Source organism: Caulobacter sp. LjRoot300, assembly GCF_964253875.1.
Taxonomy (GTDB): Bacteria; Pseudomonadota; Alphaproteobacteria; order Caulobacterales; family Caulobacteraceae; genus Caulobacter.
Map to the genome: position 1 here is coordinate 888,588 of NZ_CAXUSA020000003.1, position 14,967 is coordinate 903,554.

At 69.3% G+C, this 14,967-nt stretch carries 9 protein-coding genes; 6 read left to right on the forward strand and 3 right to left on the reverse strand.

All coding sequences use genetic code 11. The annotated features are described in order from the left end of the window. Positions 1–98: 98 nt before the first annotated feature. Complete coding sequence (locus ACSQ2G_RS14145) at positions 99–1,010, forward strand: LysR substrate-binding domain-containing protein (protein WP_436031826.1); 912 nt, start codon at positions 99–101, stop codon at positions 1,008–1,010. 21 nt (positions 1,011–1,031) lie between these two features. Beyond that, positions 1,032–2,612, forward strand: a complete 1,581-nt coding sequence (locus ACSQ2G_RS14150) for a carboxylesterase/lipase family protein (protein ID WP_436031828.1) — start codon at positions 1,032–1,034, stop codon at positions 2,610–2,612. Positions 2,613–3,502: 890 nt separating this feature from the next. Here the strand turns inward: ACSQ2G_RS14150 and ACSQ2G_RS14155 are convergent. Together ACSQ2G_RS14155 and ACSQ2G_RS14160 are read right to left on the reverse strand one after the other, a co-directional pair. Beyond that, on the reverse strand, positions 3,503–5,353 hold the full coding sequence (locus tag ACSQ2G_RS14155) for a hypothetical protein (RefSeq protein WP_436031829.1): 1,851 nt from the start codon (positions 5,351–5,353) through the stop codon (positions 3,503–3,505). 16 nt (positions 5,354–5,369) lie between these two features. Continuing rightward, positions 5,370–6,704 carry an MFS transporter gene (locus tag ACSQ2G_RS14160; RefSeq protein ID WP_436031831.1) on the reverse strand — a complete coding sequence of 445 codons (1,335 nt, stop codon included), beginning with the start codon at positions 6,702–6,704 and terminating at the stop codon, positions 5,370–5,372. A gap of 383 nt (positions 6,705–7,087) precedes the next feature. Here ACSQ2G_RS14160 and ACSQ2G_RS14165 point away from each other — a divergent pair, with 383 nt between their 5' ends. Further along, positions 7,088–9,916, forward strand: coding sequence for a TonB-dependent receptor (locus ACSQ2G_RS14165; protein WP_436031832.1), 2,829 nt, complete (start codon positions 7,088–7,090; stop codon positions 9,914–9,916). An 89-nt stretch (positions 9,917–10,005) separates the two neighbouring features. Here ACSQ2G_RS14165 and ACSQ2G_RS14170 read toward each other — a convergent pair whose 3' ends face one another. Continuing rightward, positions 10,006–10,620 carry a TetR/AcrR family transcriptional regulator C-terminal domain-containing protein gene (locus tag ACSQ2G_RS14170; RefSeq protein ID WP_436031834.1) on the reverse strand — a complete coding sequence of 205 codons (615 nt, stop codon included), beginning with the start codon at positions 10,618–10,620 and terminating at the stop codon, positions 10,006–10,008. Between the two features lie 144 nt (positions 10,621–10,764). Between ACSQ2G_RS14170 and ACSQ2G_RS14175 the strand changes: the two genes are divergently transcribed. The 3 genes from ACSQ2G_RS14175 to ACSQ2G_RS14185 are packed head-to-tail and all read left to right on the forward strand — an operon-like array spanning position 10,765 to position 14,957. After that, complete coding sequence (locus ACSQ2G_RS14175) at positions 10,765–12,162, forward strand: efflux transporter outer membrane subunit (RefSeq protein ID WP_436031836.1); 1,398 nt, start codon at positions 10,765–10,767, stop codon at positions 12,160–12,162. Positions 12,163–12,191: 29 nt separating this feature from the next. Beyond that, a complete protein-coding gene (locus tag ACSQ2G_RS14180) occupies positions 12,192–13,367 on the forward strand; it encodes an HlyD family secretion protein (protein ID WP_436031838.1) in 1,176 nt (391 codons plus the stop codon). Positions 13,368–13,409: 42 nt separating this feature from the next. Then, entirely contained in the window at positions 13,410–14,957 is a 1,548-nt protein-coding gene (locus tag ACSQ2G_RS14185) for a DHA2 family efflux MFS transporter permease subunit (RefSeq protein ID WP_436031840.1), read from the forward strand. The last annotated feature ends 10 nt before the right edge of the window (positions 14,958–14,967 follow it).

A 14,967-nucleotide genomic window follows, 5' to 3' on the forward strand; every position in this document is an offset into this window, starting at 1 on the left:
TCGGCGGCTCGCGGGCCAGGGTCCTGGCGACGGCTACCGCTTCACCGCCCAAGCGCCTAACCTCGCCGGCCCACGGGATCACGAGCGGGCGCTATCCGATGTTCGAACTGAGTCAGCTGCGCTGTTTCGTGGCCACGGCCGAGGAGCTGCATTTCGGTCGCGCCGCCCAGCGGCTGAACATGACCCAGCCGCCGCTCAGCCGGCAGGTCCAGCTGTTGGAGCGCATCCTCGGCGTCACCCTGCTGGACCGCACCAGCCGCTCGGTGCGGCTGACCCCCGCCGGCCGCGCCTTCCTGCTGGAGGCCCGCCGGATCCTACGGCTGGCCGAGAGCGCGGCCCTGGCCACTCGCCGCATCGCCGTGGGCGACGCCGGCCAGATCGCCATCGGCTTCACCGCCGCCTCCGGCTACAATTTCCTGCCCAGCCTGGTGATCCTGTCGCGGGCCCGGCTGCCCAACGCCGACCTGACCCTGCGCGAAATGGTCACCCGCGAGCAGGTCGAGGCCCTGCTGACCGGCCGCATCGACATCGGCCTGGTGCGCCCGCCGATGGAGCGCGCCGAGTTCGCCACCGCCCGCGTGCTGACCGAGCCTCTGGTCGCCGCCCTGCCGACCGGCGACCCGCGCCTGGCCAAGGCGTCGCTGGCCCTGGCCGACTTCGACGACGCGCCGCTGATCATGTATTCGGCCGAGGGCGCGGGCTATTTCCATAACATGCTGACCACGCTGTTCGACGCCAACGGCGTGACGCCGCACTACGTCCAGCACGTCACCCAGATCCACTCGATGCTGGCCCTGGTCCATGCCGGCCTCGGCGCGGCCCTGGTGCCCGAGGCGGCCATGAGCCTGCATTTCGACGACGTGCAGTTTCGCCCGGTCGAGACCACGCCGGACCGCCCGGTCGAGCTCTACATGGCCTGGCGCAAGGATAATGACAGCCCGATCCTGCAGTCGTTCATCGACCTGTGCATGGCCGAGGCCTCGCCCGCCGAGGCCCTGGTCGACGGATAGGCCAACGTCCTGGGAGGGACCATGAGCACCGATCGCCGCGCCGTGCTGGCCGGGGCCGCCGCCGCGACTCTGACCGCCTTCACCAACGGCGCCGCCCGCGCTCAAGCCGCGCCCAGCGGCCCGATCGCGACCACCCGGTACGGCAAGGTTCGCGGCGCCGAGGTCGACGAGATCAAGGTGTTCAAGGGCGTGCGCTACGGCGCCGACACCGCGCCGCGCCGCTTCAGGCCCGCCCTGCCGCCCGAGCCGTGGACGGAGGTGGCCGACGCCCTGGCCTACGGCCCGGCCAGCCCCCAGACCAAGATCCAGGAAAGCACCAGCGAGGACTGCCTGTTCCTCAATGTCTGGACCCCAGGGCTGGACGGCAAGAAGCGGCCGGTGATGGTCTATGTCCACGGCGGGGCCCACGCCAGCGGCTCGGGCTCGGACCCGCTCTATGATGGCGTAAGACTGGCCCGGCGCGGCGACGTGGTGGTGGTGACGGTCAATCACCGGCTCAACGTGTTCGGCTACAGCTACCTGGCCGAACTGGGGGGGCCGGACCTGGCCGACAGCGGCAATGTCGGCAATCTCGACCTGGTGATGGCCCTGGAATGGGTGCGCGACAACATCGCCGCGTTCGGGGGCGACCCCGGCAACGTCACCGCCTTCGGCCAGTCGGGCGGCGGGGCCAAGGTGGTGACCCTGATGGCCATGCCGGTCGCCAAGGACCTGTTCCACAAGGCCGCGACCATGAGCGGCCAGCACGTGACCGCCATGGGCCCGATCCACGCGACCATCCGCGCCAGGACGTTCATGGAGGCGCTCGGCCTGCGTCCCGACCAGGTCGACCTCCTGCGCGCCCTGCCGGCCGAGCGGCTGGTCGCCGCCTTGAAGACGCCCGACCCGCTGGAGCGCAAGGGCGCGATCATCTTCTGGTCGGTGATGGACGGCGGGGTGCTGCCGCGCCATCCGTTCTATCCGGACGCGCCCCGGCAAAGCGCCCACATCCCGATGATCATCGGCAACACCCACGACGAGACCCGCGCCTTCCTCGGCGGCGATCCGAGGAACTTCGCCCTGACCTGGGAGGACCTGCCGCAGCGCCTGGCGCCGGAACTGGTGCTGGACGTCGCGCCCCGCCGGGTGATCGCCCGCTATCGCGAACTCTACCCGCAATACACGCCGTCCGAGGTGTTCTTCGCCGCCACCACGGCCGGGCGCTCGTGGCCGGGCCACCTGATCCAGGCCGAGCAGCGGGCGAAGATCGGCGCGCCGGCCTGGATGTACCAGCTGGACTTCGGCTCGCCGCTCGACGGCGGCAAGCTGCGGGCGTTCCACAGCTTCGACATCGCCCTGGTGTTCGACAATCTGAGCGCGCCGGGCTCCAAGACCGGCACCGGGCCGGCCGCCCGCGCCGTGGCCCGCCAGATGAGCGAGGCCTTCCTGGCCTTCGCCCGGACCGGCGATCCCAACTGCGCGGCGATCCCGGCGTGGGGCAAGTACGCGCTGCCGAAGCGGGCGACGATGGTGTTCGACGCGACCTCCAGGATGGTCGACGACCCGCGCAAGGAAGAACGCGAGCTGTTCTCGGCGGCGCCGTTCCTGAAGGAAGGGACGTAGATCAAGACCCTCCCCCTGTGGGGGAGGCGATCGCGCAGCGATCGGTGGGGGGAGTTGTGGGATCGTTGATCCGGGTCGTGGCCATCGGCCGATCACTCCCCCCTCCGTCGGCTTCGCCGACACCTCCCCCACAGGGGGAGGATCTGGGAGGCGGAAGGGGACAGGCGCATGCGCCTGTCCCCAGTCATGAGGCGGCGACCTCGGCCTTTCGCGGCCGAGTTGATGGGAAGGGTGCGAAGCGCCCGGGCCTCGCCCGGAGTAGCTTTGATGTTTTGTACCGTTTCGACGAAGACGAGCGCTTCGCGCGGCCGTTATCCGGAAGCCTTCGGGTCGCGGATTTTTAACCCGCTCCGATGGAGGCCCCCGACGGGCAGGACGTTGGCTCCGTCCTGGACCGCACGGGCGATTTCAGCCCATGCCTGCCGCGCTTGCCGATCCCTCGCCGCCTGGGTTTCGTCCTGTGTTGCAAGGAACCTGCCCAGGACCGTCGCGAAAGGTTGTCACCCAAGACCACCAACAAACGCTTCCCGCTCGACCACCCCCGAAAGCCGCATCGGTCGCCGTACGTGCGCCCTCCCCATGCCTTCAGGTGCAAACAGAATACGGGCGGTCTGAAGGGGTGAGGATCAAATCGGGTCGAGAAAGTTTAGGGCGTTGAAATCGCTAAACTCTTCTTCCTGAGCGCCGAGCACAAACCCCTTCCCTCCCCCTCGTGGGGAGGGTGGCCCTGGCAGCGCCAGGGTCGGGTGGGGGGCTGCTGAGTCAGCAAGCAAACCCATCAGACGCCCTGCACCGCTCCCCACCCGACCCGCTACGCGGGCCACCCTCCCCGCAAGGGGGAGGGAAAGAACGGTGGGCGTTGGGACGATATTCTGCCCCCCAACCGCGGATCAGGCCCGATCCCACGGGAAGCTCAGGGTCGGCGGGTTCACGTGCCGCTTCATCGTCAGCACCAGCCGCGCCCCCGCCCCGGCCGCCAGCCGCACGGTGAAGGCCGAGGCGTCGACCGCCACCGGCGCCGCGCCGTCGACCGCCACGCTCAGCACCCGGTGCTCGCCATAGGCGCCGCCCTGCACGGTCACCGTCCGGGCCTGAACCAGGTTGGTGTTGACCAGGGTCACGGTCGCCCCGTCGTCGCTCAGGGCCTCGACCAGAGCGGCGACGTCCTCGGGGACGCCGGCGCGTCGGCGTTCGGGGTCGAAATAGCGCAGGCGGGCGTAGAGCAGCGCTCCGCCCTGGGCCGGCGAGGTCGGCGACCAGGGCGGCCGGGCGATGTGGATCCCGCCCTGCATCAGGTGGATCAGGGCGTTGGCGCTGGCCGGATTGATGTCCAGGGCCGCGTCGGCCAGGCGGGTGTCGGGCGTGGAGCGGTCGTCGCGCTGGGCCTGGGCCCGGGCCCGCACCTGCTCCAGGTCCTTGCGCAGGATCTTCACCGGGAAGTCCGGGTCCTTGCCGTCCAGGAACGCCAGCCACGGATGCTCGGCGGCCCGAGCCCGGTCCGAGGCCTTCATGGAGAGATACCAGATCTCCAGGCCGTTGACCCGATAGTCGCCGGGCGCATAGCCGTACCAGCCCTTGTCGCCGTACATGCGCGGCGTGTGGACCTTGCCGTCGATGGTCTTGCGCTGGGCGTTGATCACGTCGGCCTGCCGGCGCCAGACCTCCAGGTACTTGTCGTCACCGGTCAGCAGGTAGGCGTTCATGAACCCGACGATGGCGCGCGGCACGCGGTTGCGGTCCTCGCGCTTGCCAGTCTGGGGCACGACCGGGCTGAAGCCCCAGCCATAGACCCCGCCCCACCACTTGCCGTCCGGCCCGCCGATCCTGCCGTCCAGGCCGACATGGCTGGGCAAAACCCCGCCGCTGGCCTGGGCCCGCTCGACCCAGGCGTCGACATAGGAGAGCAGCCAGTCGCGGTACTTGGGCTCGTGGTCCAGCATGTAGGCGTTCAGCACCAGGCTGGTGACCTGCAAGTTCAACGGTCCGTCGCCGATCACGTCGGTGTATTCGTCGTAGTGGCGCAGGGTTTCCGCGTAGGTCCGCTCGCCGTGCTCCATGAAGAAGTCGCCGACCTCGAACGGGTCGCCGGCCCAGTCCAGGGGCGTGGCCATGCGCAGCATCGGGCCGCGGCTGCCCGTGATCATGCTGCGGATGATCCGGTGCTCGGGATCGTAGTTCGGCGCGCCCGGATCCTCGTTCATGTAGAAGCCGGAGAACCGCCTGACCCGGTCGCGATAGCGGGCGTCGTAGGGGTCCGACAGCCCCAGCAGGTTGAACACCGACAGCCCCTCGGACAGGTGCTGCCAGTCGGTCATGACCGAGAACTCCTTGTAGTACATGCCCTCGCGCGCGAACGGCACGTCCTTGGTCTTGGCCAGGGTGTACTGGCGGACATTGCCTTCGTAGGCTTTCTTGGACAGCTCCAGCAGCCGGTCGCTGGCGCCCAGGGCGTGCAGGTGCGGCCAGTCGTTGACGTTCTCGATGGCGTCGTCGGGACCGTCATTGGCGCCCCAGCGCTCGACCGCCAGCAGGAAGCCGCGCTCGTCGAAATAGCGGGCGAAGAAGGCTTCGCAGGCCTCGGCGTTGGCCTTCAGCAGCTCACGTTCCAGCAGCGCCCATTCGGGCGGGGCCATCAGCGTGCGGATCTCCAGGGTGGTCGCGGGCACGGCCATCGCCGGCGTGGCGGCGGTCGCCAGCAGCAGGGCCGAGGCGTTGCGCAGGAAGCGGCGGCGGCTGGTCATCGAGGCCCTCTCCCGCTCACGCCGCCGGCTTCAGCACGAGACGCTGGATCTTGCCGACGATGAGGAAATAGGCGGCGATGGTGATCAGGCAGTGGACGCCCACGAAGATCAGCGCCCCGTCGAACGAGCCGGTGCCCTTGACGATGTAGCCGATGACGATCGGCGTCACGATGCCGGCGATGTTGCCGAACGTGTTGAAGATCCCGCCCGTCACCCCCGCCATCTCCTTGGGCGAGGTGTCGGCCACCACGGCCCAGCCCAGCGAGGCCACGCCCTTGCCGAAGAAGGCGACGGCCATGATCACGATGACCAGCCATTCCTGTTCGACATAGTTGCAGCCGATGATCAGCGAGGCCAGCAGCATGCCCACCAGCAGCGGCGTCTTGCGGGCGATGTCCAGCGAGCCGGTCCTCTTCAGCAGCCGGTCGGAGATGATCCCGCCCAGCAGCCCGCCGACGAAGCCGCACAGGGCGGGCGCCGCGGCGGTGAAGCCGGCCTGCAGGATCGACAATCCGCGCTCCTTGACCAGGTAGATCGGAAACCAGGTGACGAAGAAATAGGTCAGCACGTTGATGCAGTACTGGCCCAGATAGACCCCCAGCAGCATGCGGCTGGTCAGCACCTGGCGCACGTTGGGCCAGGTGAAGGCCGCGCCGTTGCTGGCGGCCTTGTCCTCCATGCGGACCAGGCCGCCGCCGGCCTCGATATAGTCGAACTCGGCCTTGTCGATGGCCGGGTGCTCGGTCGGGGCGTGGACGAACTTGACGAACACCACGGCGGCCACCAGGCCGACCGCGCCCATCACGAAGAACACCGAATGCCAGCCGAACTGGTGGACCAGCCAGCCCATCAGCGGCGCGAAGGCGACCAGGGCGAAATACTGGGCGGCGTTGAAGATCGCCGAGGCCGTTCCCCGCTCCGAGCCCGGGAACCAGGCGGCGACGATGCGGGAATTGGCGGGGAACGACGGCGCCTCGGCGACGCCCACCATGAAGCGCATGGCGAACAGCGCCACGGCCGCGGCCAGGCCGGTGAAGATCCCCGCCAGCCCCTGCAGGGCGGTGAAGAACGACCAGGTCACCAGGGCGATGGTGTAGATCTTCTTGGAGCCGAAACGGTCGAGCAGGATCCCGCCGGGGATCTGGCCCAGCACATAGGCCCAGGCGAAGGCCGACAGGATGTAGCCCATGGCCACCGGGTCCAGGCCCAGCTCCTTGGAGGCCGACTGGCCGGCGATCGAGAAGGTGGCGCGGTCGGCGTAGTTGATCGTGGTGATGATGAACAGCAGCAGGATGATCAGCCAGCGGACGCGAGTCCTCTTGGCGGCGCCGTCGGCGTTCTGCGCGGTCATCGCGTTCCTTCCCGGTCTTATCGTCGCGGCTCTTGGCAAGTCGCGCGGAGCCCGTTCGCGGTCTCCATGGGTCGGAAGCTAGAGGCGCGATGCGGCGGGGTCTAAGTCAAATCGCCTATCGACCGATCCAACCCCAACATCGATGACGACGGCCAGGCCAGGGTCCCGCCGCTTTGGACGCCTTGTTTCGTCGGGGTTTCCCGTCAGAAGGGGCGGATCGCGGGCGCGTCGCGGCCGCATCGGTGCAGATCCTGCATCGGTCCATGCCCGATTGGGATTGGCCGCCGTCGCGACGCCGCCCCTATCCTTTTCGACACACCAGAGGCTGGCGCAGACCGGCCTCGACAAAAAGAAGACCCGCGATCGCGGGCTTGGGAGGGAACATGACGTCCACGGACACGTCGAATCTTCGCACCATCCTGCGCTGCGGCGCCTCAAGCCTGGCCGTCAGCCTGGCCGTCGCAACCGGCGCCGCCCACGCCCAGGACGCCGCTTCGCCGGCCCAGGCGGTCGAGCCCGACAACGCCGTCGAGGAGGTGGTCGTCACCGGCTTCCGCGCCAGCCTGGCCAGCGCCATCAACGTCAAGCGCAACGCCTCGGGCGTGGTCGACGCCATCAAGGCCGAGGACATCGCCCAGTTCCCCGACCTGAACCTGGCCGAGTCGCTGCAGCGCATTCCCGGCGTCGCGATCTCGCGGATCAACGGCGAGGGCCGGCAGATCTCGGTGCGCGGCCTCGGCTCGGAATATACCCGCGTGCGGATCAACGGCATGGAGGCGATCACCACCACCGGCGGCACCGCCAACAGCGGCGGGACCAACCGCGGCCGCGGCTTCGACTTCAACATCTTCGCCTCGGACCTGTTCAACGGCATCGCCGTGCGCAAGACCGCCTCGGCCGACGTCGAGGAAGGCTCGCTGGGCGCGACCGTCGACCTCAACACCGCCCGCCCGTTCGACTCCGGCAAGCCCCAGCTCGTGCTGTCGGCCCAGGCCAGCTACAACGACCTGGCGCGCAAGGCCGGCCCCCGCCTGTCGGCCCTGGCCAGCCGGACCTGGCGCGACGGCACGATCGGCGCCCTGGTCTCGGTGGCCTACGAGGACCGCCGCCTGCTCGAGGAAGGCGCCAACATCACGCGCTGGACCTATGGCGGCAGCAACGGCGGCTTCAACGCCGCCTCCACCCTGCCCGGCTACACCCTGGCCCAGATCAACTACACGCCGACCAGCGCGGCCACCGCCGGCAACGCGATCTACCACCCGCGCATTCCGGCCTATGTCAGCTACGACATCGAATCCAAGCGCTTCGGGGCCAGCGGCTCGCTGCAGTGGAAGCCCGCCGACAACACCACAGTCTCGCTGGACGCGCTCTATTCCTACCTGGCCGGTACCCGCAAGGAGGCCCAGCTGCAGGCGATCGGCCTGTCGCGCTCGGGCACGGGCAAGCCGCAGACCATCATCCGCGACGGCGTGGTCGACGCCAACAACAACCTGGTCTACGCCAAGCTCGACAATGTCGACCTGCGCACCCAGTCGGCCTATGACGAGCTGAACACCGAGTTCAAGCAGTTCACCCTGTCGGCCGAGCACCGGTTCACCGACCGGTTCAAGGTCAGCGCCCTGGTCGGCTACGCGGACTCGACCTTCACCCAGCCGGTGTCGACGATCATCACCTTCGACCGGGCCAACAGCCAGGGCTATTCCTACGACTTCCGCGGCGACCGCCTGCCGACCATCCTGCTGGGCTTCGACCCGACCAGTCCGGCCAACTGGAGCGCCATCAACGGCACGTCCGAGGTGCGCCTGCGGCCGCAGTTCGTCGAGAACCAGTTCACCACCGGCAAGCTGTTCGGCGAGTACGAGTTCAACGAGCACCTGACCCTCAAGGCCGGGATCGACTTCCGCAAGTTCGAGTACGACAGCTACGGCCAGTACCGGACCAGCGAGACCGTCTCGCAGACCCTGACCCCGGCCCAGCTGGCGGCGGTGTCCAAGGTCTATTCCGGCTTTGGCCGCAACCTGGGCCTGCCGGAAGGCAACGCCACGGCCTGGCTGGTGCCCGACATCGACGCCTACGCCAAGGCCTACGGCATCTACAGCAACAGCGGCATCTACGCCCTGACCAACACCAACAACAGCTCGGCCCGCGGCCAGTACGGCACGGTCGAGGAGAAGGACGCCGGCGTCTACGCCGAGGCCGAGTTCAAGTTCGACGCCTTCGGCCTGCCCTTCCGCGGCGACGCCGGCCTGCGTCAGGTCAACACCCAGCAGGAGTCCGGCGGCTACGCCGTGGTCAACGGCGCGGTGCGGCTGGTCAATGTCCGGCGCGACTACAACCTGACCCTGCCGTCGTTCAACCTGGCCGCCGACCTGACCGACACCGTGGTGGCCCGGATCAGCGCGGCCAAGACCATCGCCCGTCCCGGCATCGGCTCGCTGTCGCCCGGCGGCGACGTCAGCGTCCAGGGCGCCAACCGGACCTTCTCGTCGGGCAATCCGGACCTGGACCCCACGCAGTCCAAGAACCTGGACCTGTCGCTGGAATGGTACCCGACCCAGGGCGCGATCCTGGCCGGCGGCTTCTTCTACAAGAAGATCGACACCTTCGTGGCCACGCTGCGCACCCAGGTCCCCTACAACACCCTGGGCCTGCCGGACTCGCTGATCGCCGGCACCAGCGCCTCGTCCACCGACATCTTCGACGTCACCCAGCCGGTCAATTCCAACGGCGGCAGTCTGAAGGGCTTCGAGCTGAACTGGCAGCAGCCGCTGACCTTCCTGCCCGGCGCCTGGCGGCACTTCGGCTACATCCTCAACTACACCTATGTCAGCTCCAACGTGGAGTATCTGACCTCGACCGCGGCCGGCGCGCCGACGGTCAGCGCCGCCCTGGTCGGCCTGTCCAAGAACGCCGCCAACGCCACGCTCTATTACGAAACCGACCGCTGGAGCGTCCGCGGCTCGGTCGCCTATCGCGCCGGCTACCTGGCCCAGGTGCCCGGCAACGACTTCAACTCGGTGCACGGCACCAATTCGACCCTGAACGTCGACGCCCAGGCCAGCTTCAACATCCGCCCGAACCTCAAACTGAGCGTCGAGGGCGTCAACCTGACCGACGAGTTCAACGACCAGTACGTCGGCGCCAGCGACCGGTTGAACGTCAACACCCACAGCGGCCGGACCTTCTTCGTCGGGCTTCGCTACAACTTCTAGGGCGCGTCCTTCCTCCCGAAAGCGCCCTGGTCACGGCGTCGGCCTCCTCCGGTCGACGCCGTTCTTCGTGGAGCGGTCCGTGTCGCGGCTCAGCCGGTGGGCGACGTCAAATCATAGGCGCGAACGAAGACGTCGACCGCCGCATCGGCGGTACGGACCAGATCCGCCTCCGAGATCGACGCCGCCGCCCCCTCCATGAGCCTCTGGACGGGGCCGGCCTCGCACAGGGCGAAGAAGTGCGCCACGGCCTGCCAGGGATCGGCCTGGCGCATGCGCCCCTCGTCCATGGCGCGGCGGAAGTCGGCCGCCATGCGCGTCCAACCGCGTTTGGGGCCGTTCTCGAAGAAAAGTTGGCCCAGGTCGGACTTGGCGCCCTCGGCATAGATGATCCGACGGAACGCGACGATCTCCGGATCGCTGATGAACCTCATGAACTGGACCGCGAACTCGCCCAGGCCGGCGGGAAGATCGCGATTGTCGTGGAAGCGGTTGAACAGCGGATCGATCATCCGCGCCCCCTTCTCCAGCATGACCGCGACCAGAAGATCCTCTTTGGACGCGAAGTAGCTGTAGAGCGTCTGCTTGGATCCCCCGACCCGGGCGGCGACCTCGGACATGCTGGCGGCCACGTAGCCGCGCTCGAGAAACACGCCCTTGGCGGCCTCCAGGATGGCCCGTCGTTTTTCCTCGGTCTTGACCCGCATGCGGCGTCTCTCGGCCTCCTGATCTTTTCTGGACCAACCCGTACACTTTTCGCTTGACCCGGTCACGTGGAAATATAAATGGACCATACGGTACGGTTTGAGAAAGACCCCTGAATGTCCACCCCCGCCTCCCGACGCGTCCTGATGGCGTGCCTCCTGTCGGCCAGCTGCCTTTGCGCCTGCGCCGCCGTTCCGAAACTTCCGCCGGCCCAGGCGATCAAGGCGCCGGAGGCCTACGCCGCCACGGCCAGCCTGGCCGCCCCGGCCGCCGACTGGCCTTCGGACCGCTGGTGGACCACCTATGGCGACCCGCAGCTGGACGCCCTGATCGACGAAGCCCTGAGCGGCTCGCCCGACCTCGCCGCCGCCCGGGCGCGCGTCGCCAAGGCCCAGGCGCTGGCCGGCCAGGCCCGGGCCGCCACCCTGCCCAGCCTCACGGCCAACGGCTCCTACGCCTCGGTCAAGCAGAGCTACAACAACGGCGTCCCGCCCGCCTTCGTGCCGCAGGGCTATAATGACAGCGGCCGCGTCAGCCTCGACTTCGCCTACGAGCTCGACTTCTTCGGCAAGAACCGCGCGGCCCTGGCGGCGGCGACTTCGGAGGCGCAGGCCTCGAAAGCCGAGGCGGCGCAGGCGCGTCTGACCCTGTCGACCAGCGTGGCGGCCGCCTATGCGGACCTCGCCCAGCAGTTCTCCGACCGCGACGCGGCCCAGGACGCGGTGCGCACCCGCGAACAGACCGCCCAGCTGACCGCCGACCGGCGCGAAAACGGCCTGGAGAACCAGGGCGCGTCCGAACAGGCCAAGGCCAACCTGGCCTCGGCCCGCGCCAGCCTGGCGGCCGCCGACGAGGCCCTGGGCCTGACCCGCAACCGCCTGGCGGCGCTGCTCGGCGCCGGACCCGACCGGGGCCTGGCGATCGAGCGTCCCAAGGTCGGCGCCCTGAAGGCCTTCGGCCTTCCCGCCAACCTCCAGGCCGACCTGATCGGCCGCCGCCCCGACGTCATCGCCGCCCGCCTGCGCGCCGAGGCCGGCGCCCAGCGCATCCGCCAGGCCAAGGCCCAGTTCTATCCGGACATCGACCTGTCGGCCTATCTGGGCCAGCAGTCTCTGGGCCTGGACCTGCTGACCAAGGCCGGTTCGCGCATCGGGTCGATCGGCCCCGCTGTGAGCCTGCCGATCTTCCAGGGCGGCGCCCTGCGCGCCAACTATCGCGGCGCGGCGGCCGACTACGACGCCGCCGTGGCCAGCTATAACGGGACCCTGACCCAGGCGCTGCAGGACGTGGCCGACGCCGCGGTCAGCGCCCGCGCCCTGGACGCCCGCCTGTCGGAAAGCCGCAACGCCTTCGAGGCCTCCCGCAACGCCCACGACATCGCCCTGCAGCGCTATCGCGGCGGCCTGTCGACCTATCTCGACGTGCTGACCGCCGAGGACGCGATGATCACCAACCAGCGGACGGTCGCCGACCTCGAAGCCCGCGCCTTCACCCTCGACGTGGCGCTGGTGCGCGCGCTCGGCGGCGGCTTCCACGCCGCCTGATCCTCATTCCCCTCCCCGGAGCTCCTCCCATGTTCGACTCTCAAGACACGCCCGAGGCCGAGGCCCTGACCGCGCCTGCGCCCGCCGCGCCCGCCGCGCCCGCGCCCGAGGCCAAGACCAACGGCAAGCGCAAGACGCTGTTCGCCGGCCTCGGCGCCGTCGTCGTGCTCGGCGCGGCGGCGTTCGGCGGCTATTATGTCCTGGTCGGCTCGCACCACGTCGAGACCGACAACGCCTATGTCGGCGCCTATGTCGCCCAGGTCACGCCGCTGATCGGCGGACCCGTGCGCAGCGTCGCGGTCAACGACACCCAGGCCGTCAAGCAGGGCCAGGTGCTGGTCGTGCTCGACGACACCGACGCCCGCATCGCCCTGGCCTCGGCCCAGGCCGACCTGGCCAGCGCCCAGCGCAAGGTCCGCGGCTACCTGGCCACCGACCAGAGCCTGTCGGCCCAGATCGCCGCTCGCGACGCCGACCAGGCCCGCGCCGCCGCCACCCTGGCCTCGGCCCGCTCCGACCTCGACCGCGCCCGGGTCGACCTCGACCGCCGCAAGGCCCTGGCCGTCACCGGCGCGGTCTCGGGCGACGAGCTGACCCGCGCCCAGAACGCCCTGGCCAACGCCCAGGCCGCCTACGACTCCGCCAAGGCCGCCCAGGTCCAGGCGGCCGCCAACCGCGCCGCCGCCGTCGGTTCGCTGGCCGCCAACACCACCCTGACCGACGGGACCAGCCTCGACACCAACCCCGAGGTCGCCACGGCCCGCGCTCGCGTCGACCAGGCGTCGGTGGACCTGGCCCGAACCGTGATCCGCGCCCCGATCGACGGCGTCGTGACCCGTCGCAACGTCCAGGTCGGCCAGAGGGTCGCCGCCGGCGCGGTCCTGATGCAGGTGGTTCCCGTGCAGCAGGCCTATGTCGACGCCAACTTCAAGGAAGGCCAGCTGCGCAAGGTCCGGATCGGCCAGCCGGTCGAGCTGGAGGCCGACCTCTACGGCGGTTCGGTCAAGTACCACGGCACGGTGACCGGACTGTCGGGCGGCACGGGCTCGGCCTTCGCCCTGATCCCCGCCCAGAACGCCACCGGCAACTGGATCAAGGTCGTCCAGCGCCTGCCCGTCCGCGTGGCCATCGATCCGGCCGACCTGAAGGCCAACCCGTTGCGCGTGGGCCTGTCGATGAAGGCGACCATCGACACCGCTTCCTGATCGCCCTCGTCCAGCCCCTTCCTACAGCCAAGGACCGCCGTCATGGCCAAGGCCCCTGCCGCCGCTACGGCGACTCTCCCCCCGCCCCTCACCGGACCGGCGATGATCTTCGCCGGCCTGGTCCTGGCGGCCGCCAACTTCCTGGTGGTGCTCGACACCACCATCGCCAATGTCTCGGTGTCGAACATCTCCGGCGCCCTGGCCGTCTCGCCCAGCCAGGGCACCTGGGTGATCACCTCCTACGCCGTGGCCGAGGCCGTGGTCGTGCCGCTGACCGGCTGGTTGTCGGCGCGGTTCGGGGCCGTGAAGGTCTTCGTGCTGGGCATGATCGGGTTCGGCTTCTTCTCGTTCCTCTGCGGCCTGGCCCCCTCGCTGAGCCTGCTGGTGCTGTTCCGGGTGCTGCAAGGCGCCTGCGGCGGCCCGCTGATGCCGCTGTCCCAGACCCTGCTGCTGCGGGTCTTTCCCAAGAAGTACGCCGCGGCCGCCACGGGGCTGTGGGCCATGACCACCCTGATCGCGCCCATTCTCGGGCCGATCCTGGGCGGCACGCTCTGCGACAATGTCGGCTGGGCCTTCATCTTCTGGATCAACGTGCCGGTGGCGGCGATCTGCAGCTGGTTCGCCTGGCGGCTGCTGCGCAATCACGAGACGCCGCTGGCCAGGGCGCGGGTCGACCTGGTGGGCCTGGGCCTGCTGGTCGTCTGGGTCGGCGCCCTGCAGGTCATGCTGGACCTGGGCAAGGAGCACGACTGGTTCGCCTCGCCGATGATCACGGGCCTGGCCGTCGTCGCCGCGCTCGGCTTCGTGGCGTTCCTGATCTGGGAGCTGACCGACGCCAATCCGATCGTCGACCTGCGCGTCTTCCGCCATCGCGGCTTCACCGCCAGCGTCATCACCCTCAGCGTCGCGTTCGGGGCCTTCTTCGGGATCAACGTCCTGACCCCGCTGTGGCTGCAGCAGAACATGGGCTACACGGCCACCTGGGCCGGCTACGTCTCGGCCCTGCTGGGCGTGACGGCCGTGCTGGTCGCTCCGCTCGCGGCGGGCCTGTCGACCAAGGTCGACCCGCGGCGGCTGGTGTTCCTGGGCGTGATCTGGCTGGGGGCGATCACCTTCATGCGCAGCCAGGCCAATTCCGACATGGGCTATTTCGACATCGCCCACTGGCTGCTGTTGCAGGGGTTCGGCATGCCGTTCTTCTTCGTGCCGGTGACCGCCCTGGCCCTGGCCAGCGTCACCGAACCCGAGACCGCCAGCGCCGCCGGCCTGATGAACTTCTGCCGCACGCTGTCAGGGGCGTTCGCCACCTCGATGGTCAGCACCGCGTGGGCCGACAGCGCCAGCCGCAATCGCAGCGAACTGTCCGGTCTGCTGAACGGCGCGCAGGACACCATGGATCAGATGACGGCCAGCGGCCTGTCGCCCGAGCAGGCGCGAGGCAACCTCGAACAGATGGTGCAGGGCCAGGGCGTGATGCTGGCCACCAACCAGGTGTTCCTGGCCATGGCGGCGCTGTTCGTCGTCGCCGCCTTCATCATCTGGCTGGCCCCGCGTCCCACCCGCGTCGCCGACACTTCGGCCGCGCACTAGGCCCTCTCCT